At 67.8% G+C, this 22,822-nt stretch carries 24 protein-coding genes; 13 read left to right on the forward strand and 11 right to left on the reverse strand.

Annotation, left to right across the window (positions count from 1 at the left end):
* Positions 1 to 26 precede the first annotated feature (26 nt).
* On the forward strand, positions 27 to 839 hold the full coding sequence (locus ACWDNU_RS10800; RefSeq protein WP_449668622.1) for a class I SAM-dependent methyltransferase: 813 nt from the start codon (positions 27 to 29) through the stop codon (positions 837 to 839).
* A 4-nt stretch (positions 840 to 843) separates the two neighbouring features.
* Here ACWDNU_RS10800 and ACWDNU_RS10805 read toward each other — a convergent pair whose 3' ends face one another.
* Positions 844 to 1,281 carry an AAA family ATPase gene (locus tag ACWDNU_RS10805; protein WP_449668623.1) on the reverse strand — a complete coding sequence of 146 codons (438 nt, stop codon included), beginning with the start codon at positions 1,279 to 1,281 and terminating at the stop codon, positions 844 to 846.
* 5 nt (positions 1,282 to 1,286) lie between these two features.
* Positions 1,287 to 1,775, reverse strand: a complete 489-nt coding sequence (locus ACWDNU_RS10810) for an FBP domain-containing protein (RefSeq protein WP_449668624.1) — start codon at positions 1,773 to 1,775, stop codon at positions 1,287 to 1,289.
* Positions 1,776 to 1,864: 89 nt separating this feature from the next.
* Here ACWDNU_RS10810 and ACWDNU_RS10815 point away from each other — a divergent pair, with 89 nt between their 5' ends.
* Positions 1,865 to 3,337 (forward strand): adenylate/guanylate cyclase domain-containing protein, encoded by a 1,473-nt coding sequence (locus ACWDNU_RS10815; RefSeq protein WP_370940603.1) that lies wholly within the window; start codon positions 1,865 to 1,867, stop codon positions 3,335 to 3,337.
* A 6-nt stretch (positions 3,338 to 3,343) separates the two neighbouring features.
* Here ACWDNU_RS10815 and ACWDNU_RS10820 read toward each other — a convergent pair whose 3' ends face one another.
* The gene (locus ACWDNU_RS10820; RefSeq protein ID WP_449668625.1) at positions 3,344 to 3,802 is read right to left on the reverse strand and encodes a MarR family winged helix-turn-helix transcriptional regulator; all 459 of its coding nucleotides are present in this window, start codon (positions 3,800 to 3,802) and stop codon (positions 3,344 to 3,346) included.
* A 74-nt stretch (positions 3,803 to 3,876) separates the two neighbouring features.
* Here ACWDNU_RS10820 and ACWDNU_RS10825 point away from each other — a divergent pair, with 74 nt between their 5' ends.
* Positions 3,877 to 5,067: an FAD-dependent monooxygenase gene (locus ACWDNU_RS10825; RefSeq protein WP_449668626.1), complete on the forward strand. Its 1,191-nt coding sequence runs from the start codon at positions 3,877 to 3,879 to the stop codon at positions 5,065 to 5,067.
* 1 nt (position 5,068) lies between these two features.
* Here ACWDNU_RS10825 and ACWDNU_RS10830 read toward each other — a convergent pair whose 3' ends face one another.
* Positions 5,069 to 6,067, reverse strand: a complete 999-nt coding sequence (locus ACWDNU_RS10830) for a beta-ketoacyl-ACP synthase III (RefSeq protein WP_449668627.1) — start codon at positions 6,065 to 6,067, stop codon at positions 5,069 to 5,071.
* 204 nt (positions 6,068 to 6,271) lie between these two features.
* On the opposite strand from ACWDNU_RS10830, the gene ACWDNU_RS10835 reads away from it, so the two are divergent.
* The 3 genes from ACWDNU_RS10835 to ACWDNU_RS10845 all read left to right on the forward strand — a co-directional run bounded on the left by ACWDNU_RS10835 (position 6,272) and on the right by ACWDNU_RS10845 (position 8,138).
* On the forward strand, positions 6,272 to 6,742 hold the full coding sequence (locus ACWDNU_RS10835; protein ID WP_344287678.1) for an Lrp/AsnC family transcriptional regulator: 471 nt from the start codon (positions 6,272 to 6,274) through the stop codon (positions 6,740 to 6,742).
* 165 nt (positions 6,743 to 6,907) lie between these two features.
* Positions 6,908 to 7,315 (forward strand): SsgA family sporulation/cell division regulator, encoded by a 408-nt coding sequence (locus tag ACWDNU_RS10840; RefSeq protein ID WP_354750869.1) that lies wholly within the window; start codon positions 6,908 to 6,910, stop codon positions 7,313 to 7,315.
* A 208-nt stretch (positions 7,316 to 7,523) separates the two neighbouring features.
* The gene (locus tag ACWDNU_RS10845) at positions 7,524 to 8,138 is read left to right on the forward strand and encodes a DUF4232 domain-containing protein (protein ID WP_449668628.1); all 615 of its coding nucleotides are present in this window, start codon (positions 7,524 to 7,526) and stop codon (positions 8,136 to 8,138) included.
* A gap of 50 nt (positions 8,139 to 8,188) precedes the next feature.
* Here ACWDNU_RS10845 and ACWDNU_RS10850 read toward each other — a convergent pair whose 3' ends face one another.
* Positions 8,189 to 9,286, reverse strand: coding sequence for a S1 family peptidase (locus ACWDNU_RS10850; protein WP_449668629.1), 1,098 nt, complete (start codon positions 9,284 to 9,286; stop codon positions 8,189 to 8,191).
* A 358-nt stretch (positions 9,287 to 9,644) separates the two neighbouring features.
* On the opposite strand from ACWDNU_RS10850, the gene ACWDNU_RS10855 reads away from it, so the two are divergent.
* From ACWDNU_RS10855 to ACWDNU_RS10865, 3 genes are all read left to right on the forward strand, one after another.
* Complete coding sequence (locus tag ACWDNU_RS10855; protein WP_449668630.1) at positions 9,645 to 12,446, forward strand: ATP-binding protein; 2,802 nt, start codon at positions 9,645 to 9,647, stop codon at positions 12,444 to 12,446.
* 91 nt (positions 12,447 to 12,537) lie between these two features.
* Positions 12,538 to 13,212: a hypothetical protein gene (locus ACWDNU_RS10860; RefSeq protein WP_449668631.1), complete on the forward strand. Its 675-nt coding sequence runs from the start codon at positions 12,538 to 12,540 to the stop codon at positions 13,210 to 13,212.
* 43 nt (positions 13,213 to 13,255) lie between these two features.
* Positions 13,256 to 13,576: an antibiotic biosynthesis monooxygenase family protein gene (locus tag ACWDNU_RS10865; RefSeq protein WP_370932533.1), complete on the forward strand. Its 321-nt coding sequence runs from the start codon at positions 13,256 to 13,258 to the stop codon at positions 13,574 to 13,576.
* Positions 13,577 to 13,618: 42 nt separating this feature from the next.
* Here ACWDNU_RS10865 and ACWDNU_RS10870 read toward each other — a convergent pair whose 3' ends face one another.
* The 4 genes from ACWDNU_RS10870 to ACWDNU_RS10885 form a co-directional block, all read right to left on the reverse strand.
* Entirely contained in the window at positions 13,619 to 14,332 is a 714-nt protein-coding gene (locus tag ACWDNU_RS10870) for a G1 family glutamic endopeptidase (RefSeq protein WP_449668632.1), read from the reverse strand.
* 199 nt (positions 14,333 to 14,531) lie between these two features.
* Positions 14,532 to 15,587, reverse strand: a complete 1,056-nt coding sequence (locus tag ACWDNU_RS10875; RefSeq protein WP_449668633.1) for an ABC transporter substrate-binding protein — start codon at positions 15,585 to 15,587, stop codon at positions 14,532 to 14,534.
* The gene (locus tag ACWDNU_RS10880) at positions 15,587 to 16,465 is read right to left on the reverse strand and encodes an ABC transporter permease (protein ID WP_449668634.1); all 879 of its coding nucleotides are present in this window, start codon (positions 16,463 to 16,465) and stop codon (positions 15,587 to 15,589) included. The genes ACWDNU_RS10875 and ACWDNU_RS10880 overlap by 1 nt, the downstream gene beginning before the upstream one ends.
* Positions 16,455 to 17,258: an ABC transporter ATP-binding protein gene (locus tag ACWDNU_RS10885; RefSeq protein ID WP_449668635.1), complete on the reverse strand. Its 804-nt coding sequence runs from the start codon at positions 17,256 to 17,258 to the stop codon at positions 16,455 to 16,457. The genes ACWDNU_RS10880 and ACWDNU_RS10885 overlap by 11 nt, the downstream gene beginning before the upstream one ends.
* A 184-nt stretch (positions 17,259 to 17,442) precedes the next feature.
* Between ACWDNU_RS10885 and ACWDNU_RS10890 the strand changes: the two genes are divergently transcribed.
* Together ACWDNU_RS10890 and ACWDNU_RS10895 are read left to right on the forward strand one after the other, a co-directional pair.
* Entirely contained in the window at positions 17,443 to 19,035 is a 1,593-nt protein-coding gene (locus ACWDNU_RS10890) for a sensor histidine kinase (protein WP_449668646.1), read from the forward strand.
* Positions 19,032 to 19,688: a response regulator gene (locus tag ACWDNU_RS10895; protein WP_344287659.1), complete on the forward strand. Its 657-nt coding sequence runs from the start codon at positions 19,032 to 19,034 to the stop codon at positions 19,686 to 19,688. Before ACWDNU_RS10890 ends, ACWDNU_RS10895 begins: the two co-directional genes overlap by 4 nt.
* Before the next feature lie 55 nt (positions 19,689 to 19,743).
* Here the strand turns inward: ACWDNU_RS10895 and ACWDNU_RS10900 are convergent, their stop codons facing one another.
* Both ACWDNU_RS10900 and ACWDNU_RS10905 read right to left on the reverse strand, forming a co-directional pair.
* Positions 19,744 to 20,400 carry a hypothetical protein gene (locus ACWDNU_RS10900; protein ID WP_370932537.1) on the reverse strand — a complete coding sequence of 219 codons (657 nt, stop codon included), beginning with the start codon at positions 20,398 to 20,400 and terminating at the stop codon, positions 19,744 to 19,746.
* Positions 20,401 to 20,521: 121 nt separating this feature from the next.
* On the reverse strand, positions 20,522 to 21,358 hold the full coding sequence (locus ACWDNU_RS10905) for an SDR family NAD(P)-dependent oxidoreductase (protein ID WP_449668636.1): 837 nt from the start codon (positions 21,356 to 21,358) through the stop codon (positions 20,522 to 20,524).
* Positions 21,359 to 21,424: 66 nt separating this feature from the next.
* Between ACWDNU_RS10905 and ACWDNU_RS10910 the strand changes: the two genes are divergently transcribed.
* Positions 21,425 to 22,177 carry a trypsin-like serine peptidase gene (locus tag ACWDNU_RS10910; protein ID WP_370932539.1) on the forward strand — a complete coding sequence of 251 codons (753 nt, stop codon included), beginning with the start codon at positions 21,425 to 21,427 and terminating at the stop codon, positions 22,175 to 22,177.
* 13 nt (positions 22,178 to 22,190) lie between these two features.
* Positions 22,191 to 22,412, forward strand: coding sequence for an RNA-binding S4 domain-containing protein (locus ACWDNU_RS10915; RefSeq protein ID WP_449668637.1), 222 nt, complete (start codon positions 22,191 to 22,193; stop codon positions 22,410 to 22,412).
* Positions 22,413 to 22,822 lie beyond the last annotated feature (410 nt).

The raw sequence follows: 22,822 nt of genomic DNA on the forward strand, positions 1-22,822 counted from the left end.
AGACTGTGACACCAAGGGGGCTGACCGTGGAGAAAGTGCACTTCACCGAGGAAAAGGCGACCAACCTCGGCACGCTGTACGCCCGTGCGCTCGACGCTCGCCGAAAAGACCCGATCCTCGGCGACACCGCGGCCGACGAAGCGGTCAAAAAGATCGACTACGACTTCCGCAAGCTCGGCGTCAACGAGAACGCCGCCGTCTCCGTCGCGATCCGGGCGCGCGCGATCGACGAGATGGCGGGCAAATGGCTGGCCGAACACCCCGACGCGGTCGTCGTGCACCTCGGCTGCGGGATGGACACCCGCGTGTACCGGCTCGATCCGCCGCCATCGGTCGAGTGGTTCGATGTGGACTATCCCGAGGTCGTCGACGTCCGCAGCCGGATTTACCCGGAACGGCCGGGGTACACGATGATCGGCTCGTCGGTTACCGATTTCGGCTGGCTCGACCAGGTTCCCGGCGACCGCGAGGCGCTGATCGTGGCCGAGGGGCTCACCATGTACCTCACCGCGGAGTCCGGCACCGAACTGGTCCGCAGGCTCGTCGGCAAATTCCGCTCCGGCCGGATCGTGGCCGATTTCTTCAGTTCGCTCGGCATCAAGGCGCAGACGATCAACCCAGTGGTCCGCCGCGCGGGCGCGACTTTGCATTGGGGCATCGACGATCCGCACGAACTGGAGCGCTACGGCCTCCGCCTGGTGTCCTGTTTGGACGCGACAGACTGGGCGACCGACGACGCGCTGGCGAAAATCCCGGCGGCGTCCCGGCTGGCGCTGCGCGCGTCGGCGCTGTTCCCGATGATCCGCAAGATGGGGCGGATCGCGGAGTGGGATTTCTGAACCGCTAGGAAACCCGGCGCAACACCGCATCGGCGACCTCGGCCACCGGCACAGTGGTCACCACCTCGAACGTCGCCGACGAACGCAGCAACGGCTCTACTTCGTCCAGATACCCCAACGTCTCGGCCAGCTCGGCCGGATTTTTCCCGTACGGATTGCCGGTTCGCGTCGTCAGCCGCTCGATCAGCACCTCGCGCGGCGCGCTGAGCAACACGACGTCCGTGAATCGCGGATAGAACCGCACTTGGTTCGAGACCGTGCCGGACACGAACAGCGGCCCCGGCGTCGACAACAACGCGGCGATCCGCTCTTCGCGCCAGAGCCCGTCTTCGCCGGTGTAGCCGCCGTAATCGGTGTCGACCGTGCGATAGCCGCGCCGGGAAAGTTCGGCGAGCAGGCTGCTTTTGCCCACTCCGGACATCCCGGTCACCAGCACCCGCACGGCGGCTACCGGGTTTCCAGCACCCGCGCCACGAACCGCCCGATCTTTTCGCTCATCCGCTCCACGCGTTCCTCCTCCGAGAGCGACTCCTTCGGCTGCGGAACCGCAGGCCGGAGTTCGCCGCGGAGATACGCGCTGCACGCCAGGTCAGAGCACAAATACGTGCCCACCGTATTGCCGTCGCGGCCAGGTTTTCCGGCCAGCCGGGCGGTGAACAGCGTGATGTCCGCGACCGGATGCGTCGTGGAGCAGAACGCGCACATGTTGCTGCGCACCCGCGATTTCGGCGGCGGCGCGGCGCGCAGCGACAGGCCGATCACCTCGTCGCCGTGCGGCACGACAAGGTACGCCCGGCCGGGCGCCTTCACGTCGCGCCAGCCAAGGAAGTCGCGCTTCTCCCACGGAATGTCCGCCGGGAGCGTGACGGACTTGGCTTCCCCGCGGGAACAGTTGACGAACGAGGCGCGGATCTCGGCGGGGTCGAGCGGTTGCATGCGACCACGCTAACCATCGCCGCACCGGGAGAGCGACGGCTTTTTTCGCTCCCGGACCCGCCACCCCATACGATCTGCTGGTGCGCACGATGATCGCGGGGAGGTTCCGGCTCGTTCTGCGCACCAGTCTGGGCTTCGCCGCGCTCGGCGTCGGATCGAGTGTCGCCGGTGCCGGAGTCGTCGCGTTGCTGCTGCTCCTGCAGGGGTTGCCGGAGGACGTCGACGACCGCGGCTGGGTGCTCGGCGTCACCGCGGCGGGAGTGGTCGCGCTGGCTCTCGTCGTCGGCACCCTCTGGACCGCTTACCTGCAACGCCGCACCGTGGTGTGGTTCACGATCGGCCGCCCGCCGACCGCGGACGAGGCCAAACGGGCACTGCGGCTGCCCTTCGACATGGCCGTGGTGAGCGGCACGCTCTGGCTGATCGGCGCGCTCGCGCTCGGCATCCTGGCCGGTGTCCTCGGCTCGATCGGCGACGCGGCGGGCATCGCGCTCACCATCGGGCTCGGCGGGCTGACCACGGTCGGCCTCACCTACCTGGCCGCGGAATGGGTCGCGCGGCCGGTGATGACCATGGCGCTCGACGTCCTGCCGCCGCGCGGTTCGCTGCCGGTCACGGTGCTGACGCGGCTGGTCGTCACGTGGGTGCTGGCCAGCGGCGTCCCGCTGATCGGCGTGCTGCTGGTGACCACGCCACCCGATCTCGGCCGCCACGGCAATCCGACGGCGAGCCTGATCGTGCTGTCCGTGACCGGCCTGACGACCGGAGCGATCGGCACCGCGCTCCTCTCCCGCGCGGTCGCCGCGCCACTGCACCGGCTGCGGATCGCGCTGGACGGAATCGCGCGCGGACGCAAGGACGTGCACGTCGACGTGGACGATTCCAGCGAGATCGGGATGCTGCAGACGTCGGTCAACGACCTCGCCGCCGGTCTGCGCGAACAGGACCGGATGCGCGACCTCTTCGGCCGCCACGTCGGTACCGACGTCGCCCGGCACGCGCTCGAATACGGCGCTTCGCTCTCCGGTGACGTCCGCGAGGTCACCGCGCTGTTCGTGGACGTCGTGGACTCGACAGCACTCGCGTCGCGCACTCCGCCGCAGGAATTGGTCGAGAAGCTGAACCGGTTTTTCGCGAGCGTGGTGTCCGCAGTGGACGCTCGCGGCGGACTGGTCAACAAGTTCCAGGGCGACGCCGCGCTGTGCGTTTTCGGCGCGCCGACCCGGCTGTCCGACGGCCCGACGATGGCGCTCGCCGCGGCCCGCGCGATCCGCGACGCGGTGCTGTCGGAAGGCGAGCTTGACCTGGGCATCGGCGTCGCGACCGGGCAGGTGTTCGCCGGGCAGCTCGGCGCGTCGAGCCGCCTGGAGTACACCGTGATCGGCGACGCGGTGAACGAAGCCGCGCGGCTCACCGAACACGCGAAAGCCGTGCCGTCGCGGGTGCTCGCCAGCGAAACGACGGTGAAGTCCGCGCTCGGCGGCGAACGGGAACACTGGCGGTTGCACGGCGAACTCCACCTGCGCGGCCGCCACCGCGAGACCCGGACTTGGACGACCTAGCGCCACTCACGAGTACTCGCGCCCCTCGTTCATCGCCTCGGTAATCCGGGCCAGAAAGTCCCGCACCACAGCGTTTTCTGACTCGCTGAGCGTGCGCGACACCGCGTCCAGCTTCTCGATCGCCGGCCACCACACCGCCGCCGCGACCGTGCGGGCCTGCTCGGTGACCGTGACCGCCACTCGGCGCCGGTCGGTGTCGCTGCGGACGCGCGCGAGGTAACCGGCCGCTTCCATCCGGTCAACCAGAGTCGTCGCCGACGGGCCGCTGATCCCGAGGCGGCGGCCCAATTCCACCGGACCCAGCGGTCCGTAGTGGTTGAGGAGCGCGATCGCGGTGAGGTCGTTCGCGTTCATCCCGACGCTCTTCGCCATCCGCGCCATCAGGTCGCGGCTGGCTTCGATGACGTCCCGCACCGCGAAGGTCGTCGGGTTCACCTTCTCGAGCGCTGCCTGGTTCTCGTCCACGCGACCCTCCTTGTCAGTAGATAAACTAATAGATAGATTAACTATGTACTTGAACAACAGCAAGGAGGGACATCATGACCCGGCGCAGTCTTCTCATCTCCGGAGCCAGCATCGCCGGCCCCGCGCTCGCTTCCCGGCTCGCCCAGTCCGGCTGGGACGTCACCGTCGTCGAACGGTTCGACCAGCTGCGCGAGGAGGGCCAGAACGTCGACATCCGGGGCGTCGGCCGCCAGGTGCTGCGCAAGATGAGACTCGAAGAAGCGGTCCGCGCCGCGCACACCGGCGAGGTCGGCACGCAGTTCGTGGACGAAAACGGACGCATCGTCGCCGAGTTCCGCGCCGGTGAAGGCGATTCCGGAGGCGGGACCGCGGAGATCGAAATCCTGCGTGGCCAGCTGTCGAGGCTGCTGTATGAGCAGTCAGCCGGAGAGACGACGTATCGATTCGGCGACCAGATTCAGGCATTGCACGACGACGGCACCGGTGTGGACGTCGACTTCCAGAGCGGCCAAACCCAGCGTTTCGACGCCGTGGTGATCGCCGAGGGCCTGCGTTCCCGCACTCGCGCGATGCTGATGCCGGACGTGCGTCCGCACGAACTCGGGCTCTACACCGCACACCTCGCGCTGCCGCGCATCGCCACCGATAACGCTTGGTGGCGCACGATGTTCTGCGGCCGCGGCCGGATGTTGTTCCTGCGCCCGGACAACGTCGGCACGATGCGCGCGGGCCTGTTCTTCCTGTCCGACGTACGCGGCCTGGACCGGCTCACCCCCGACGACACGGTGTCCGTGCTGCGCAAGACGTACGCCGACGTCGGCTGGGAAGGACCGCGCGTTCTGGCCGAAATGGACAACGGTTCGCTGTACCTGGAGGACGTCGGCCAGGCGAAACTGCCGACGTGGCATCAAGGCCGGGTTGTCCTGCTCGGCGACGCGGCTTACTGCGCTTCGCCGGTCAGCGGCATGGGCACGACACTCGCCCTCACCGGCGCGTACATCCTGGCCGGAGAACTCACGACGAACGAAGACCCCCGTACCGCGTTCGGCGAGTACGAACGCCGGATGCGACCGTTGGTCACCGAGGCGCAGCGGCTTTTCCCCGGCGCGCCGCAGGTGACGATGCCGCGGGCGCAGGCGCATCGGACCGCTATCCACGCCGCGCTGCGGATGGCGAGCTCACCGTTGGCTCGACGCCTGGGCAAGGCCGCGGGACGGTTCGGGAAGCCGCGTTCGGAAGCGATCGCGCTGCCCGAGTACGCGTAGCTCAGGACAGCTCGGGCCAGGTCAGCACCGTCGAACCCCAGGTCAGCCCGGCCCCGAACGCCGTCAGCAGCACCTTGTGGCCCGGCGTCAGCGTCCCGTCGGCGACCGCGTCCGCGAGCGCCAGCGGGATCGACGCCGCACTGGTGTTGCCGACGCGGTCGATGTTCGACACCACCGCGTCCGCGGGCATGCCGAGCTGTTTCGCGGTCGCCTGCAGGATGCGGATGTTCGCCTGGTGCCCGACGAACCGGTCGACGTCGCCGACCATCCAGCCCGCCTGGTCCAGCACCGCGCGCGAGGATTCCGCCATCCGCGCGCACGCCTGCCGGAACACGGCCGTGCCCTGCATGACCAGGTATCGGTCCTTCGGATCCTCCGGCACGCGCTGCGCCGCTCCGCCCGCTTCGACCCACAGCAGCTTGGCCAGTTCGCCCTCGCTGTGCAGGTCGAACGGGCCCAGCGCGCCGCGTTCGCCGGGGTCGCCCGCGCGCAGCAGGACCGCGCCGCCGCCATCGCCGAAGATCGGCACCGTGGTGCGGTCGTCCGGGTCGACCAGCGAGGTGAAGACGTCCGCGCCGATCACGAGCACCCGCTCGGCGATCCCGCCGGCGATGAACCCTGCGGCCGTCGCGAGCGCGTAGATGAAGCCGCTGCACACCGCGTTGACGTCGAGCGCCAGCACCGTGCCCAGGCCGAGCCGGGCCGCCACCTGCGGCGCGGTGGCCGGGCACAGCTGGTCGGCCGTCGAGGTGGCGAGCACGACGGCGTCCGCGTGCCCGTCCGGACCGAGCGCCGCCCGTCCCGCCTCCTCGGCGAGGTCCACTGTGGACTGGCCGGGGGCGACCCGGCGACGCTCGCTGATCCCGGTGCGGGTGCGGATCCACTCGTCGGTGGTGTCCAGGCGGGCCGCGATCTCGTGGTTCGTCACCACGTGCTCGGGCAGCGCGCCGCCGATTCCGGCGACGACGGCGGCACGGTGGCGCGACCGGACAGCGCTCATGGCGGAACCTCCCAGACCGGCTTGTTGGCGGACGTCGCCGGTTGCCTCCCCTTGTATGGCCTACCCCTGGGTAGACCGGTCAGTTGTGTTCCACGTCACTAAGAGACCTCTTCCACATTCGCTCGATAGGAGGTATTGCGACCGCCGGTTCATCGGCGTGGTAAATGCGAGGCTTTTTGTCGGTGCGCCCGGTTAGCCTGAAGTGTGCGCACTCCCGACCTGGACCAGCTAGACCTCGCCATCCTCTCCTGCCTGCAGAACGACGCCCGCACGATCGCCGAGGTCATCGGGTCCAAAGTCGGCCTGTCCGCCGCGGCCGTGCAGCGGCGGATCAAACGGCTGCGCGAAGCCGGAGTGATCGAGAAGGAGATCGCGGTGCTGTCTCCGGCCGCGCTCGGGCTGGACATGACGTTCGTCGTCATGGTCGAGATGGAGCGCGAGAGCATGGCGGTGCTCGACGGCTTCCGCGCCCAGGTCCTCGCCGACGACTGCGTGCAGCAGTGCTACTACGTCACCGGCACCGCGGACTTCGTCCTCGTGGTCACCTGCCCGGACATGGCGGCGTTCGAGACCTTCGCGCGGCGCACGTTCTTCGACAACCCCAACGTCCGGCACTTCACCACGAGCGTGGCGATGGACCGGGTCAAAGTGGGCCTCACGCTGCCGCTCTCCTGACCTGCGCGGAAACGCAAGGGTTCTGTGTCCGGCGTTACGTGTTCGCGGCCTGATGCAACCGATCGCGTGAACGTCGGCGGAACGCCGTCATGTGCCCCCGAGTCGATCATCTCCCTGCCGACCAGTTCGCGAGGCGCGAACGACCGGAGGACTCCAGGAGCAGCCGTGCACACCACCGACGCCGTACACCAGACCCAGTTCGTACTGCTGAACGAGAGCACTACGCCGGTGCTGTCCCGCCTCTCCTTCCACGTGTCGGAGCCTTACGCGGTCACCGTGGCGTTCCGGACCGAACGCGGCCGGTGGATCGAGTGGACGTTCGCCCGCGAGCTGCTCGTGACCGGGCTGGACGAGCCGACCGGGATCGGCGACGTGCGGATCCGGCCGGACCTGTCCGAGGACGAAGCCTTGCTGACGCTGGAAATCGAGTCGCCGGACGGCTACGCGTCGTTCGAGCTGGAGCGCGCTGACCTCGAGGCGTTCCTGGAATCTTCCTACGAGCTGGTGCCGCTCGGAGCCGAGAGCGAGCACTTCGACATCGACGGGCTGATCGAAGAGATCAGCAACGTGTGACGAAAGACCTGCCGATCCCGCGGCAATGAGGACAAGGGCGGTTCGAGTGCGCTGGAGGCACTCGAGCCGCCTTTGTCGCATTTGGACCGAAGGTAAGCCAGAACACAGCGGCGTCCGGAAAAACGGGCGCATAGTCCTGGTGATCTTGGGCATCAACCGGATGCCCGCGAAGCACGCGGGCGCGCGGTCACCCTAGGAGAAACCCCGGATGTCCCTCACCAAGCTCACCCGAGCTGCCGTCGGCTCGGCAGTGCTCGCGAGCGCCTTCGCCCTCGCGGCCTGCGGTTCCCCGGCGAATTCCGCCGCGCCGGCGGCTTCCTCGCCCGCCGCTCTCCCCGCGGAGTCCAGCGCTCCGGCGAGCACCGCCAAGGAGAAGAAGCCGACGCCGCGGTGCACCAGCGACGACCTGTCCGTGTCGCTGGGCGCGGCGAAACCGGCAGGCAGCCAGCTCGAGCTGCCGCTGACGTTCAAGAACACTTCGTCCCACGCCTGTGACCTGCACGGGACTCCCGGGGTCGACCTGCACGGACCGGAGCACCCCGTCTACGGACCGGTGGACTCGTTGCTGCGGCGGGAAAACGGCCCGGCGCACAACGTACTGGCCCCGGGACGCACGGCGACCGCGAAGATCACCGTGCTCCCGTCCGACCCGAACCCGCCTGCCGAATCTCCGGCCTGGACCGCGCAAAGCCTCACCACGATCCCGCCGGGCCAGACCAAGGCGCTGAAGGCCGCGTGGCCGTCGGACGTCGCGATCACCCGCCAGGACGGCGCGACCCATCCGGGCACCTGGGTCGACGGGATCACCGCCGACGCGTCCTGACGCCAGAGAGTGCCTGCGCCGGGACTGGCGCAGGCACTCTTTCTCGGACGTCAGCCGCGGACGAGCGTCGTGCCGGTCGCGGACAGCGCGACGTTCACCGGGTAGTAGTAGCTGTTGACGGTGTCGCCGCCGGAAACCATGCCCTGCGCCTGGTTTCCGCTGATGAACGAACCGCCGGAGTCGCCGTGGTCGGACCGGGCGTTGGTGAGCACCATGCCGGTCACGGTGCCCTCCTGGTAGCGCACGGTCTGGTTCTTGGCGCGGATCGTTCCGCAGGTCCAGCCGGTGGTGGAACCGGACTTGCAGACCGAAGCGCCGACCGCTGCCTCAGTCGAACCGGCGACGCGGGTGCCGTTGTTGATCTGGCCGACCGGCGTCCAGTTGCTGTTGACCCGCGCGGCCGCGTAGTCCGCGCCGGGGAAGCGGTAGGTGGAGAACTGGCCCATCGCGACCCGGTTGTAGCCGGACAGCGCGCCGCCGCCGGTGAGCGCCGCGCAGTGGCCCGCGGTGAGGAAGCCGCCGTTCACCGAGAATCCGACGGAGCAGCGGGACGAACTGCCGATGTAATACGCGTCCCCGCCGAGCACGTTGTAGTGCGCCTTGGGCACCGCCGAGGTTTCCGTCACGCTCACCGCTGCGGTGTCCACACCGGACTGGCGGACGAACTGCTCCGCCGCGCCGCGCTGTCCCTTGAGGACAGTCAGGCTGATCCGGTTGCTCGCGGTGTCGATGCCCCAGCCGGTGACCGACTTCGGCGCGGCCTGCTCGTGAGCGTTGAGCTTCTGCACGGTCGAGTCGAGCTGCCGGGCGCTGAACCGGACGACTTGTGCCTCGGCTCCGGCCGCGCGCACCTGGCCGACCAGCGCCGCGTCGGTCACCGCGACCACGGCCTTGCCGGTCGCCGCGTTGAAGCTCGTGCCGCTGAAGCGTTCGCCGAGGGCCTTCTCCAGTGCCGCGCCGACCTTGTTCGCGGCCTCCTCGTTCGCGAGCCGGGCCAGTGCCTGGCCGTGGGTGAGGCCGAGGTCGCGCTGCATCGCCGGGACCATGTCGGGGTTGAGCGGGGCGGCGCTCGCGGCGGGGACACCGGCGAAGATCGCCGTGACCGCCGCGGCAGCGGTTGCGGCACCGAGGAATCTGATGGCTTTCATGCTTCTCCCTCGCGTTCGGTTCCCCCCGGCCTCGAAGCGTGCGGCGGTGGTCCAATCCACTGCAATAAGTGGCCGCGAGAATAGGTAGCGGAGCAATCCTTAAGTAGGGACTTGCGCGACTACCGAGCGTTCGCCGCCGGAGCGGGCGTCCGTGGGTTGTTCCGCTGAACCGGGCAACTCCGCGCGGTTTCGCACTCTTTGTGACCGCACGCCGGGATTTCTTCTGCCATTTGGTGACCGTACGAAGGCAGACGTGTGAGTAGCGTGCCCGCGAACCCGTCGAGAGTCGGTTTACCGCGCCCCGTGCACTGCTTAAGCTCCGGGCGAAACGGACAAGACGCGCACTGGGGAGGTCGTGATGTGGCCGGCCGTTCCGACGTTGGTTTCCGTGCGTCCGCGTCCGGCGGCATTCGCCGGACGCGACCGCGAACTCGCCGCCGTCGCTGAAGTTCTCCGCCATCGGCCCGCCGCGGTACTGGTCGAGGGCGCGCCGGGAATGGGCAAAACCCGGCTGCTCGCCGAACTCGCCGCGCGGCCGGAATTTTCCCGGATCCGCGTGCTGCGCGGCGCGTGCCCGCAGCTGGCCGAGCCTTTTCCGTACGGTCCGGTGCTGGAAGCATTGCGCTCCGCTGGTGATCGACTCGGGCCATTGAGCCCGGTGGCCGGTGCGCTGCAACCGCTTCTGCCGGAGCTGGCCGACGTTCTCCCGCCCGCGCCGGAGCCGTTACCGGACGCTGGCGCGCAACGGCATCGCGTGTTCCGGGCATTCCGGGAATTGTTGATTGCCTGCGGCCCCACCGTTTTGCTCATCGACGACTTGCATCGCGCCGACCCCGGAACCGGCGATCTGCTGCGGTTTCTCGCTGTCGACTGGCCGCCGGATCTGGGGGTGGTCGCGACTTGTGGCACCGGGAAGTCCAGCGTTCGCAGCGTTCCTGGGGTGCACAGCGCGCAGGTCACGCTCGGGCCGTTGGACTCCGCGGCGGTCTCCGCGATGGCTTGCGACCTTCTGGATTTGCCTCGGATCAACGCTGACTTCGCGGTGAAACTGCACGAGTACACCGCCGGGATTCCTTTTGTGGCAGAGGAAACTCTCCGTGCGCTGCGTGGTGTTGAGCTTACCGAGTCGGTGTTGGACCGGCTGGAAGTTCCTGTCGCGCTGCAGGAATCGGTGTCCAGACAGCTATCCGCGCTTCCGGAAGCCTCGGTGGAGCTTGCCAAAGCCGCTGCTGTGCTCAATGTTCCCGTAGAGCTGTCGGTGCTGAATGAGCTGGCGGGGTTGCCCGAGGGCGAGATTGCGCCTGGCGGCTTGCTGGACGAGGTCGACGACAATCGCTACGGATTCCGGCATCCGTTCGCGCGCAAAGCAGTGTACGATGGTCTTAGCGCGCTTGAACGAAAACTCTTGCACACCAAGGCAATGCACCTGCCCGGTCAACCCCTGTCACTGCTCGCCGCGCACGCCCACGCCGCCGGACGCGTCGACGAATGGCTGCAGTACGCGGAAGAAGCTGCCGACGAAGCGGTCGCGCACGGCGATACCGCACGCGCCATCGACTTGCTGCAGGCGATCGTCGCGAAGGCGGATGAGGACGCGGTCGGCCGGTTGGCGAAGAAGCTCAGCGACGTCGCGCTGCGCGTCTTCCGCCCGGATGTGCATCTGACGCTGGAGAAAGTGCTCGAAGACCGGCCGCTGCCGCCGGCCGTGCACGGGACGATCCGGCTCGCGCTGGGCATGCTGCTGGTCCGCGTAGCCGGTCGGCTGGAGCAGGGTCGCGCGGCGGTCGAACGCGCCGTCGCCGAGCTGGCGGACCGGCCGGAACTGGCCGCGCGCGGGATCAACCTGCTCGCGCTGCCGTTCGACGGGCTCACTCCGCTGTCGTGGCACGAGCAGTGGATGCGCCGCGCCCGGGAAGTCCACTCCGGACTGACCGATCCCGAGCTGCGGCTCACGCTCACCGGAGACCGGATCGCGACTGCCTCGCACATCGGCGACGGCTCGGCGTGGGCGGAGTTCGAGGCGATGCCGGACACCGCGCCGAGCGTTGCCGAACGTGTGCAACTGGCCCGGCTGTGGTGCAACCTCGCCGACGCGCAGTCATGGTCCGGCCACCTCGACCGGACCGAACGCCTGGTCGCCGAGGGGCTGCGCAGGGCTTCCGAAGCCGGCGCGCTGTACCCGAAAGGCCTGATCGAGGGCACCGAGGTGCGGCTCGCCTGGTTCCGCGGCAAATGGGACGGCCTGGCCGAAGCGACCGAAGACGTCCGTACGCGACACCCGGCGCTGGGCGCGATCGTCATGGAGACGTCGCTGGTGCTGGGCGGCTTGGCCGCGGTGCGCGGCGAGTTCGCGGCGGCGCGAAGACACTTGGCCGACGCCTCGACGCACCGTCCGGGCGAAGGCCCAATCCCCGTTGTCTTATGCGCGGCTTCGGTGTTGATCGGCGTGTACCTGTCGACCGACGACGTCGCCGCAGCCTGCGAAGCCGCCGATGTCGCTGTCGACGCCGCGCGCCGCAAAGGCGTGTGGGTCTGGGCAGCGTCGCTCGTCCCAGCCGCTGCGGAGGCGTACACGCGCGCAGACCGTTGGCACGACGCTGACGCGTTCGTCGAAGAGTTCGCGCGCGGCATCGAAGACCGCGACGCGCCTCTCGCCGTCGCAGCCCTGCACGCTGGCCGAGCCGTCCTGACCAACGCCCGCGCGAAGCACCTAGCCGCCGCGACGCTCTTCGACACCGCTACCGACGCGTACGCAGAACTGCCAATGCCGTACCTCGCCGCAGGCATGCGTGAACGCGCGGCGCGCTGTCGCCTCGAAGCGGGCCAAGCCGGTGCGACAGCTGCCCTCAGCGAGGCCGCAGCTGCGTACGTACAGCTAGGTGCCACGCGCGACGCTGGCCGCTGCCATCACGTGCTTCGCGAACACGGCGCTTGGGCACCGTCACAACGCGGCCGTCGCGGCTACGGTCGCGAACTGTCCCCGCGAGAGCGCGAAGTCGCCGAGATGCTCGCGGAAGGCCGGACGAACCGGCAGATCGCCGACGGTCTGTTCCTGTCACCGCGCACGGTCGAGCAACACGTCGCGAAGGTGCTTCGCAAGCTGGGCGCGCGAAGCCGCACTGACGTCGCGAGGAAGCTGCCAAGCGTTCCGTCACCCTGACAACCGCTTCGTCCTTTTCGACCGCACTGCCCCGCGACACGTCTATCGCTGCGACGCGCCAACCCGTTGCCCGCGCCCTACCGTTGGTCAGGTGGCTGACGAATCAGTGCCTGCCTGGCGGCGGGCAACCAAAGGCGAGACCCGGTGGCCCGCGGCGGCCGTCGTCGTCGGGACCCTGGCCCTGCAGCTCGCCCTGCCCGACGAGATGGTGCTGCACCCGTGGTGGCTGCTGCCCGCGCTGACCGCCGTGCTGATCGTCGCGCTGTTGTTGCTCAATCCCGGCCGGCTGACCGAGTTCAACATCGTCGAACGGATGGTGGCGCTGACCGCGCTCGCCGTCGTCAGTGTGCTCAACGGCGCGTCCGCGGTGCAGTTGGTGATCGGAATCGCACAGGGTGCGCAGCGCGGGCACGCGGTGCAGGTGCTGATCAGCGGCGTGGTCATCTACTGGACCAACATCGTCGTCTTCTCGCTCTGGTACTGGGAGTTCGACCGCGGCGGCCCAGCCCGGCGCGCGGCGGGCCGGGCGGACTTCCCGGATCTGCAGTTTCCGCAGATGAGCGACCCGTCGATGGCCAAGGCCGAATGGGAACCGCGGTACCTGGACTACCTCTACACCTCGTTCACCAACGCCACCGCCTTCAGCCCGACCGACGTCATGCCGCTGCGGATCTGGGCGAAAATGACCATGATGGTCCAGGCCGGGATCTCGCTGCTGCTCGCGCTGATGGTGTTCGCCTGGGCAGTCAACGGCCTCCAGGGCTGAAACCCGCTGGATTCGCCCGCGTCCGCCAGGTATATCTCCGGCCATGGAGCTTCCCGAACCGCCGTACTACGCGGTGATCTTCACGTCCCGGCGCACCGACGGCGACCGCGGCTACGCCGAGCGCGCCGCCTACATGTCCGAACTCGCCGCCAAGCAGCCCGGGTACCTCGGCCAGAACTCCGTCCGCGACGAATCCGGGCTCGGCATCACCGTGTCGTACTGGCGGGACGAGGAATCCATCACCGGATGGCGGACCAACCTGGAGCACACCGAAACCCGCGCCCAGGGCCGCGCGGAGTGGTACACGGAATTCGACGTCCAAGTCTCGCGCGTCGAGCGCGCTTACCGGTTCGAACGTCCGTGAAGGGAACCCTGGAATTCCCAGGGTTCCCTTCACGGCCAAGCCTTACTGCCGGTTCATCGAGAAACTCTGCCCGTCCGAGCCGATCGCGCCGGGAACCCACGTGGCGCTGCCGCCGTCGTCCGCGTTAAGACCTTGCGGGCTCGTGTCCGCGAGGTTCTTGCCGTCGAACTTCACCCCGTCGAACTTCACGCCGCCGCTGATCGAAGGGTACGAATCGGTCGGCGATTCGATGATCGCCTCCGCCGACGAGTGCTTCGCGGCCAGCGACTGCGTGGTCGTCTTCGTCCAGCCCTGCGTGTCGTTCTTCAGGTCGAGTTTGTAGCTGTTGTTGCTGCGCGTGACAGTCGCGGTGATGTGGTCGCCCGCCTTCACCGGCGCCTCGCTCGCCGAGTAATACACCGGCGCGGCCGGGTACATTTCGTACCACGCCTGGTATTGCGGGCTGCCGCTGGAGCAATCGGTCGCGACGCCGGTTTGCTCCACAGAGGACGATCCGTCGCCGTCGATGCCCACCCACGGCGCGAAGAGGTCATTGCTGGATTTGCAGGTCGCCGCCGGTTCGGTCCAGCCCGCGGTCGCGGTGGTGAAACTGCCGAAACTGACGTAGCCGCCCCAGTTTCCGCCGGAGTAGTGGTTCCCGTGGAAGTGCTTGCCGAAGGTGACGGGCCCGGCTCCCGCGCCGGCGACGAGGGTCGCGGCCGCGAACGCGCCGACCGCCAGCACACCGAGGGGACGACGGAAAGATCGAGAACTCATGGGCATCCAATCTGGTCACGGGAGTGCCTGCGCGTACCAGTGTTGAATTTCGCTCGCCCGAGTTGGTAGCTACTTTCGAAGGGTATTCACATCTCGGGAAAACTTCACCAAATGTCCCGATTCTCCTTTGTGTACACGGAAGTCCGTGCCCGCCCGCCAGGGGAGGCGGCGGGCCGGCACGGACTCCTTCCGAAGTGGACTACCGCGCCGTACGGGCGTGCGCGGCGTCCACGAACTGGGTGGTGTACGTCTTGGACAAATCGATCTTGTCCTTTTTGGGCTTGACGTTGCTGGACGAAGCGCCGAGCACCTTCAGCACATTCTGCGCGCCGGACGGGTCCATCCGGCCGTCCTTGGTGAACATCGGCAGACTGTCCTTGAGCGACTTGACGTACAACGCCTTGTCCCCGCCCGAGAACGACGGCGGCATCAGATCGGCCACCTGTTCCGCGGTGTGCGTGGAAAGCCACTTCAGCGAATTCACATACGCGTTGGCGAGTTTCTGCACGACATCCGGATAGCGCTTCACGATTTCGCAGCTCATGTACAGCGAACTCGCCGGATACAGTCCGCCGAGCGCCGCACGCGTGCCTTCCGGCGTGCGCATGTCGTAGAGCACCTTGGCCTGTCCGGTGTTGGTCAGCTGCGCGATCGTCGGGTCGGTCGTCATGCCCGCGTCGATCGAACCTTGTTGCATGGCAGAGATAAACGTCTGCCCGGCCCCGACCTTCACTGGCGTGTAATCCTTGCTGCCGACCCCGCCGCGGCTGGCGAGCGCCTTGGTGAGGAAATCCGTCGACGACCCCAGCGACGTGACGCCGAGGTTCTTGCCGCGGAAATCCGCGCCGGATTTGATGTGCCCGGCCTTCGGCGTGGCGACCATTTCCGCTTCGCCAGGCACATTCGCGAACTGCACCACGCTGGTAATGCATTGGTCCTTGGCCTGCAGGTCGATCGTGTGGTCGTAGAACCCGACCACGCCCTGCACCTCACCGGCCAGCAGCGAGGTTTCCGCGTTGGCCCCGGACGGCTGGTCGAACAGTTCGACGTCCAGCCCCTGCTTCTCGTACTCGCCCAACTGCTTCGCGAGCTGACCCGGCAGATAGATCACTTTGGACAGTCCGCCGACCATGATCTTGATGTGCGGCCGCCCGCCGTTGCCGAGGTCGATCTCCCGCGAATCCCGGCAGGCGCTCACCCCGGCCACGGTCACCAGCGCGGCCGCAGCGACCGCGAGTGTCCTTTTTAGCCGCATTAGATGTCCCGCCGTCCGTCGTCGGCCGACATCTGCGGACGCCAGCGCAGCAGCTTGCGCTCCGCCGAACCGATCAGCCATTCCGCGAACAACGCGACGACCATGATCACGAGCATCCCAGCGTAAACCCCGGCGGTGTCGAACGTGCCCTGCGCGTTGGCGATCAGGAAGCCCATGCCTGCCTTGGCACCGGTGTACTCACCGACAACCGCACCGATCAGCGCGAAACCGAACGCGACGTGCAACGACGAAAGAATCCACGACGTCGCGCTGGGAAGCACGATCGACTGCAGCACCTGCCACCGCGTCGCGCCGAGAATGCGAGCGTTGTCGATCAGATTGCGATCCACTTCCCGGGCACCAGTGAACGCGTTGAAGAACACCGCGAAGAACACGAGCACGAACACCGTCGCGACCTTCGAGGACAGCCCGAGGCCGAACCAGATCACGAACAGCGCGGCGAGCACGATACGCGGCATCGCGTTGGCAGCCTTGATAAACGGTGCCAGCACCTCAGCGAGATACGCACTGCGACCAAGAATGACACCGCAGATCACGCCAGCGACCGCACCGAGCACGAAACCGATCACGGCTTCTTCGACGGTCACCAGGATCTGGTACCAAATGGTCCCGAAGTCAGTCCCGGTCGTGAACCATTCGGTGAGCCGTTCCCAGATCTTCGAGGGCATCGAGTAGAAGAACGGGTCGATCCAGAACCGGCCCGCCACCTCCCACAACCCAAGCCAGGCAACGAGAATCGCCATCCGCAGCAGCCAGACGTTGCGCTTGTGCCGTCCGGCGGAGCGCTTCGCGCGGGAGAGAATGTCTTGTTCGGTTTCGAAGACCGGCGTCGGCGCGGTCTGAGTCTCAAGCGACACCGGTCGCTCCCTTCTGGCGAGCCTTGTCGACCTCACCGCGCAGCGATTCCCAGATGTCGGAGTAGATCTTGCGGAATTCCTCGGTCAGCCGGAGTTCCTCCACCTTGCGCGGACGCTCCAGCGGGATCTCGAAGACGTCCTTGACCGTCGCCGGGCTCGTGGTCAGCACGACCACCTTGTCCGCCAACGCGATCGCCTCGTCGAGGTCGTGCGTCACGAAAATCACCGCGGCACCAGTGCCAGACCACAGCCGCAGCAGTTCGTCCTGCATCAGCGCGCGCGTCTGGACGTCGAGCGCGGAGAACGGCTCGTCCATCAGCAGGATTTTGGGCTCGGTGACCAGCGTCTGCGCCAATGCGACGCGCTTGCGCATACCGCCGGAAAGCTGGTGTGGGTAGTACTTCTCGAACCCGGCCAGTCCGACGCGGGCGATCCAGTCGGCGGCCTTCTTCCGTGCGTCCTCTTTGGGCACGCCGCGAAAGCGCGGTCCGGAAGCGACGTTGTCCAGCACCGAACGCCACGGCATCACCGCGTCGGTCTGGAACATGTAGCCGACGCCGTCCGGAATGGACTTCACGTCGGAGCCGTGCACGACGACCCGGCCCGCCGACGGCGGCTGCAGCCCGGAGACCAGGGACAACGTGGTGGATTTACCGCATCCGGTCGGCCCGACCACGGCGACGAACTCCCCCGGTTCGACGGTCATGGTCAGCTCGCGGACAGCGGTGTGGACAGAACCTGATCCGCTCGGGAACCTTTTGGTGGCACCGATCAGTTCGATGAGTGGGGCCATCGAGGTGACTCCTTCGTCACGGTGGGGACTCGCTCGAGGCAGGTTAAGAGCACGTTTCACGACGGAGAAGCTTGTCGACGTTCTGCGTGCGCTCTGCGCGTTCTCCACGTTTTGCTCGTTTAGCGCACAGCGCTGAGCTGGGGGTATGTTGCCTGGCATGCCGAAGTGGGCGCTCTTTCCGCGGATGCGGTTCACCCGTCAGGTGCTGCTGTTGCAGATCGGCGTGGTGGTCCTCGTCGTGGGCCTCGGCGTCGCGCTGATCAGCTGGCTCCTGCGCACGACGCTGACCGAACAGTACGGCGAGCGAGCACTCGCGATCGCGAAATCGGTCGCCACCGAGCCCGTGGTGATCGCCGGTGCGGCTTCCCGAAAGCCCAACTCAGACCTCCAGCAGCGCGTCGAAGCCGAGACGCAGACGGACGACGCGCTGTTGTTCGTGGTCATCACGGACGATCACGGCATCCGGCTGGCCCACCCGACACTGTCGGCGGTCGGCAAGAGGGTGAGTTCGCCGTGGGAGGAGGTGATCGCGGGCAATGACGTGGTGAGCGAGTTCAACGCGGGCACCTTGGGGCCGTCCGTCCGCAGCAAGACCCCGATCAAGCAGGGCTCACGGGTCGTCGGCGAGGTGAGCGTTGGCTACCGCATCGGCGAGCTGACCGGCGACTTCAACCGCCTGTTCATCCTGACCATGGTCTTCAGCGGCGGTGCGCTCCTGATCGGCGCGGGTGCGTCCGCCCTGCTCAACCGCCGCTTGCGCCGCGTAACCCACGGCCTCGAACCCCACGAACTGACCGAACTGCTCTACGAACACGAAGCCGTCCTGCACGGCATCGGCGAAGGCGTCCTGGCCGTCGATGCGGAACACCGGGTGACCGTCCGCAACGACGAAGCCGAACGCCTCCTCGACACCCCGCTCCCGGTCGGCACCCCGCTCGAAGACCTGGACCTGTCCCCGCGAGTCCACAAAGCCGTCGCGGAAGGACGCCCGGTGGACAACCTCCTGGCCGTAGCCGGAAACCGAGTCCTGGTGATCAATTCCCGTGCCGTACAACGAGACGAACGTTCGCTCGGCACCGTCCTGACTTTCCGCGACCGCACCGACCTCGACACTCTCACCCGCGAACTCGACGGCATCCGCTCGCTGTCCGACGGCCTGCGCGCGCAACGGCACGAGTTCGCGAACCGTCTGCACACGCTGTCCGGCCTGCTGCAATTGGGCCACCACACCGAAGCCGAGGAATACCTGCAAACCCTCACCGAATCCACCGCCTCGCGCGCGGAACCGCTCGACGACCGGGTCGCCGATCCGTACCTGCAGGCCTTGCTGGTCGCGAAAACCGAGCAGGCGCAAGAAAAAGGCATGGAGCTGCGGCTGGCCGACGATGCCTGGGTCCCCGCCTCGGTGACCGACCCGATCGCCGCGGGCACCGTCATCGGCAACCTCGTCGACAACGCCCTGCACGCCGCACGGATGGGCCCGCGTCGTCCAGCGTGGGTCGAAGTCGGCCTGCTGGCCGATGGTGCCACTCTGCACGTGTCCGTTGTAGACAGCGGACCAGGAATTGACGAAACCTTGAGGGACAAGCTTTTCGACGAAGGAGTGTCCACAAAGCTCAGTCCGGGTCACGGCCTCGGACTGGCCTTGGCCCGCCAAGCCGCGCGGGCCCGCGACGGTGACGTGTGGCTCGCCGACCCCGGCGGCGCGACGACCGGCGCGTTGTTCGTCGCCAAACTTCCCGGCCTGCTGGACCGACCTGAGGAGACCGACCGATGATCCGCACCCTGATCGTGGACGACGATTTCCGCGTCGCCGGCGTGCACGCGGGATTCGTGTCGGAGGTCCCGGGATTCACCGTCGCCGGGGTCGCGCACACCGCCGCCGAGGCCCGCGCCCGCGTCCGGGAACTGGCCCCGGACCTGGTGCTGCTGGACGTTTATCTGCCGGACGAGCCCGGCCTTTCCGTCCTGCCCGACCTGAAAACGGACACCATCGTGCTGTCCGCCGCCACCGACGCCGCGTCCATCGCCGCCGCGATCCGCGCGGGCGCGCTGAACTACCTGATCAAGCCGTTCACGACGCGGCAATTGTCGGAACGGCTCACCTCGTACGCCCGGTATCGCAGCCTGGTCGCGACCGAACGCCCGCTGTCCCAAGACGACGTAGACCGGGCATTCCGCGCTCTGCACGACCAGGACCGCGCGGCGACGCCGAAGGGTCAGTCAAGCGCGACGGCACGCCTGGTGTCGGAGCGGCTGCGCGGTTCGCCGACGCCACTGTCGGCTGCCGAAGTGGCCCGCGAACTGGGCATGGCCCGCGCCACCGCGCAGCGCTACCTCACCGCGCTGGCGGAGTCCGGAGCAGTGGAAATGCGGCTTCGCTACGGCGCGACCGGGCGGCCGGAACACGAATACGGCTGGATCGGCTGACCCGTCGTGAGTGTTTATCCCGGTTAGAACCGGGATAAACACTCACGAGGCCCGCTCAGTGCCCGCCGGACATCCGCTGAGCTGCGTCGAACCACGGCTTCCAGTCGAGGAACTGGTCGATCCCCAGCCGCGGCGGGGTCTTGCTCGGAGTGGAGGTCTCGAGGTCCGAGCGCGGATCGGCCTGCTCCGGAGCCGCCGGAGCCGCCGTCTCGCGCGGCGTCGTCGGGCGGATCGGGTTGTGCCGCCGCACCGGGGCTTGGCGCGAGGGCACCGGGACGTACACCGTGACCGGCGGCGCGGTTTGCGTCACCGGCGGCGTGATCGTCTGCGGGACCGGGATCTGCTGCTCCGCGATCGGCACCCGCTGCTCTGCCTGCACGACGGCGTCGTCCGAGGACTGCCCGGGAAGCGCGCCGGTGAAGAACCCGCCCGCGAGCCAGCCGAGTCCGACCAGGACCACCGCCAGCCCGGTGCCGACCCACACCCGGGCCCGCCGCCGCGACGCCACCGCGCGCGGACGTTCCTCGGCGGGCGCGCATCCGGCGATCACCGGGATCTGCTGGGTCGATTCGCAGCTGGTCTCCGGTGCCGCTTCTTCCGGCATTCGCGGCCCGCGCGGCGTGCTCGCGGCGATGATTCCGGTGCGATCGACCAGTTCCCCGGAGGCGCGGTCAGCGGGCGCGGCCAACCGGCGCTCGGCAAGGCGCAGCATCGAGGGCTACCTCCGGGGTGCGGACACACGAGTGGACTGGCAGCATTCTGCGGCATTTTCGTCAGGTTCGGCGAAAATGCAACTCCATCGAGTGATCAAGAATGCGGACAGTCGCGGCGCGTTATCCGTTCCGGTCGACGCGTTTGAGCCCTTGGCGTGCCAAAACCGCGAGCGGACGCTGGTATGCCGAACCGAGCACGCGCGGGATGGCGTCGATCACGTACGCGTCCGGTCCAATGAGGATCCGCGCGGACCGCCTGCGCACGCCGCGCAGGATCGTCTCGGCCGCTTTCTTCGGTGTGGTGAGGGCGATTTTGTCGAATCCGGCCGCGGCCTTGGCTTGGTCGCCGCCGGTTCCGCCGCGGGCGTTGCGGGCGATGTTGGTCTTGATCCCGCCCGGGTGCACGCAGCTGACGCCGACCGGATGCCGCGCCGCGAGCATTTCTTCGCGCAGCGACTCGGTGAATCCACGAACGGCGAACTTCGCCGCGTTGTATGCACTCTGCGTAGGCACTCCGACGAATCCGAACACGCTGGAGATATTGACGACGTAGCCGTCGCCGGAGTCGATGAGGTGCGGCAGGAATGCCTTCGTCCCGTTCACGACGCCCCCCAGGTTGACGCCGAGCAGCCAGTCGAAATCCTCGAACGTCATGTCCTCGACGGTCGCCCCTAGCGCCACTCCCGCGTTGTTGACGACGAGGTTGACCCGCCTGTGCTCCCGCTTTACGTCCTCGGCGTGCGCGAGCACCGCCGCCCGGTCGGCGACGTCAAGCGAATGGCCCCGCACCTCGGCCCCGCGTTCGCGGACTTCGCGCACAGTGCCGTCGAGCCCCTCGGCGTCAACATCGGACAGTTCGAGGAGCGCGCCGTGCAACGCGAGTTCAAGCGCGAGCGCCCGGCCGATGCCCGAGCCCGCCCCGGTGATCACTGCGACTTTGTTCGAGAAGTCCTTCATAGTCTCCCCACCCTGGTCTCACCGCTTTCTCTGATACTAGTGACGAGGACCAGTACAGGAGGTGGCATGCGGCGCACGGTGATCGGGCTGTTCGCACTATTGAGTGCGAGCGGGACCATCGTGGCATGCGCTGAGCGCGCGGCAGACGAACCGACGGTCGCCTCGCCGACCCCGGCGAAGCCGATCCACGCGTCAATCGGCGCGTTGTTCGTCGACGGCTCGCATTACTGCACCGCGAGCGTCGTGCACAGCCCGCGCGGAGACGAACTGCTCACCGCCGCACACTGCATCCACGACGGCGAAGGCGGCGGCTACCTGGCCAACGTCACCTTCGCCCCCGGCTTCCACGACGGCGTCGCGCCCTATGGATACTGGCAAGTCGGCGGCGAACTCGTCGCTCAGGGATGGATCGATTCGTCTGATCCGAACCTAGATGTCGGCTTCGCGACCGCCCGCCAAGAAGGCTCCCCCGAACCCCTCGAAGCGGTAACCGGAGCCAACCAACTAGGCACGAACGGCCCCTTCGCCCGCCCAGTGACCGTGGCCGGCTACCCCGACGGCGTCGACGAGGTCGCGACCTGCGAAACCCACACGCAGCAGCAAGACGAACACCAGATCCGCGTCGACTGCCCCGGCTTCGCAACCGGCACCAGCGGCAGCCCACTGGTAGCGGACCCGTCCCCCGAGACGAAAACGGGCACCGTAGTAGGCGTGATCGGCGGCTACGAAGCAGGCGGGTACACGGACGACGTGTCGTACTCGAGCTATTTCGACGACCAGATCACCGATCTCTACAACCGGGCGACCACCATGCCGTGACATGATTGCGCCCATGAGCACGCGCGACGTCCCGATCACCGGGGAACCGATCCGGCTGGGCCAATTCCTGAAACTGGCCGACCTCGCGGACAACGGCTCGCACGCGAAAGACCTGATCGACGCAGAAGAAGTCACGGTGAACGGCGAGGTAGAAACCCGCCGAGGCCGCCAACTGGCGGACGGCGATGTAGTCAGCGTCGGCGACGAGAACGCCCGCGTCTCCCTGGAGCACTGACTCCGGTCCCGAGGTACGTGAGGGGAACCCTCACGTACCCAGATTCCCTCAGGGTTCCCCTCACGTACCTCCGCACGCCGTGAGGGGCTCCTTCACGGAATCAGATTCCCTCAATGAGCCCTTCACAGCCCACCCGCTCGCTCGCCCACTCGCCGCGATGCGCCCCCATGCGGCATTGGGCGCGTCACATGCACCCAATGCGGCGTTCGGTGCATCCCACGCACCCAATGCGGCGTTCGGTGCGTCAGATGCACCCAATGTGGCATTGAGGCGCTAGCCCCAGCCACCGCGAAACCGCACCGGTGCACCCAACGATCGAGGCACCCAGCCCCTCCCCCGCACCCCGATATGAAGCGTCCCTGCGGTCTGGGGGTGCTTGTCAAGGCATCTTTCCCGCCTTGACAAGCACC

This window comes from Amycolatopsis sp. NPDC003676, assembly GCF_053587275.1.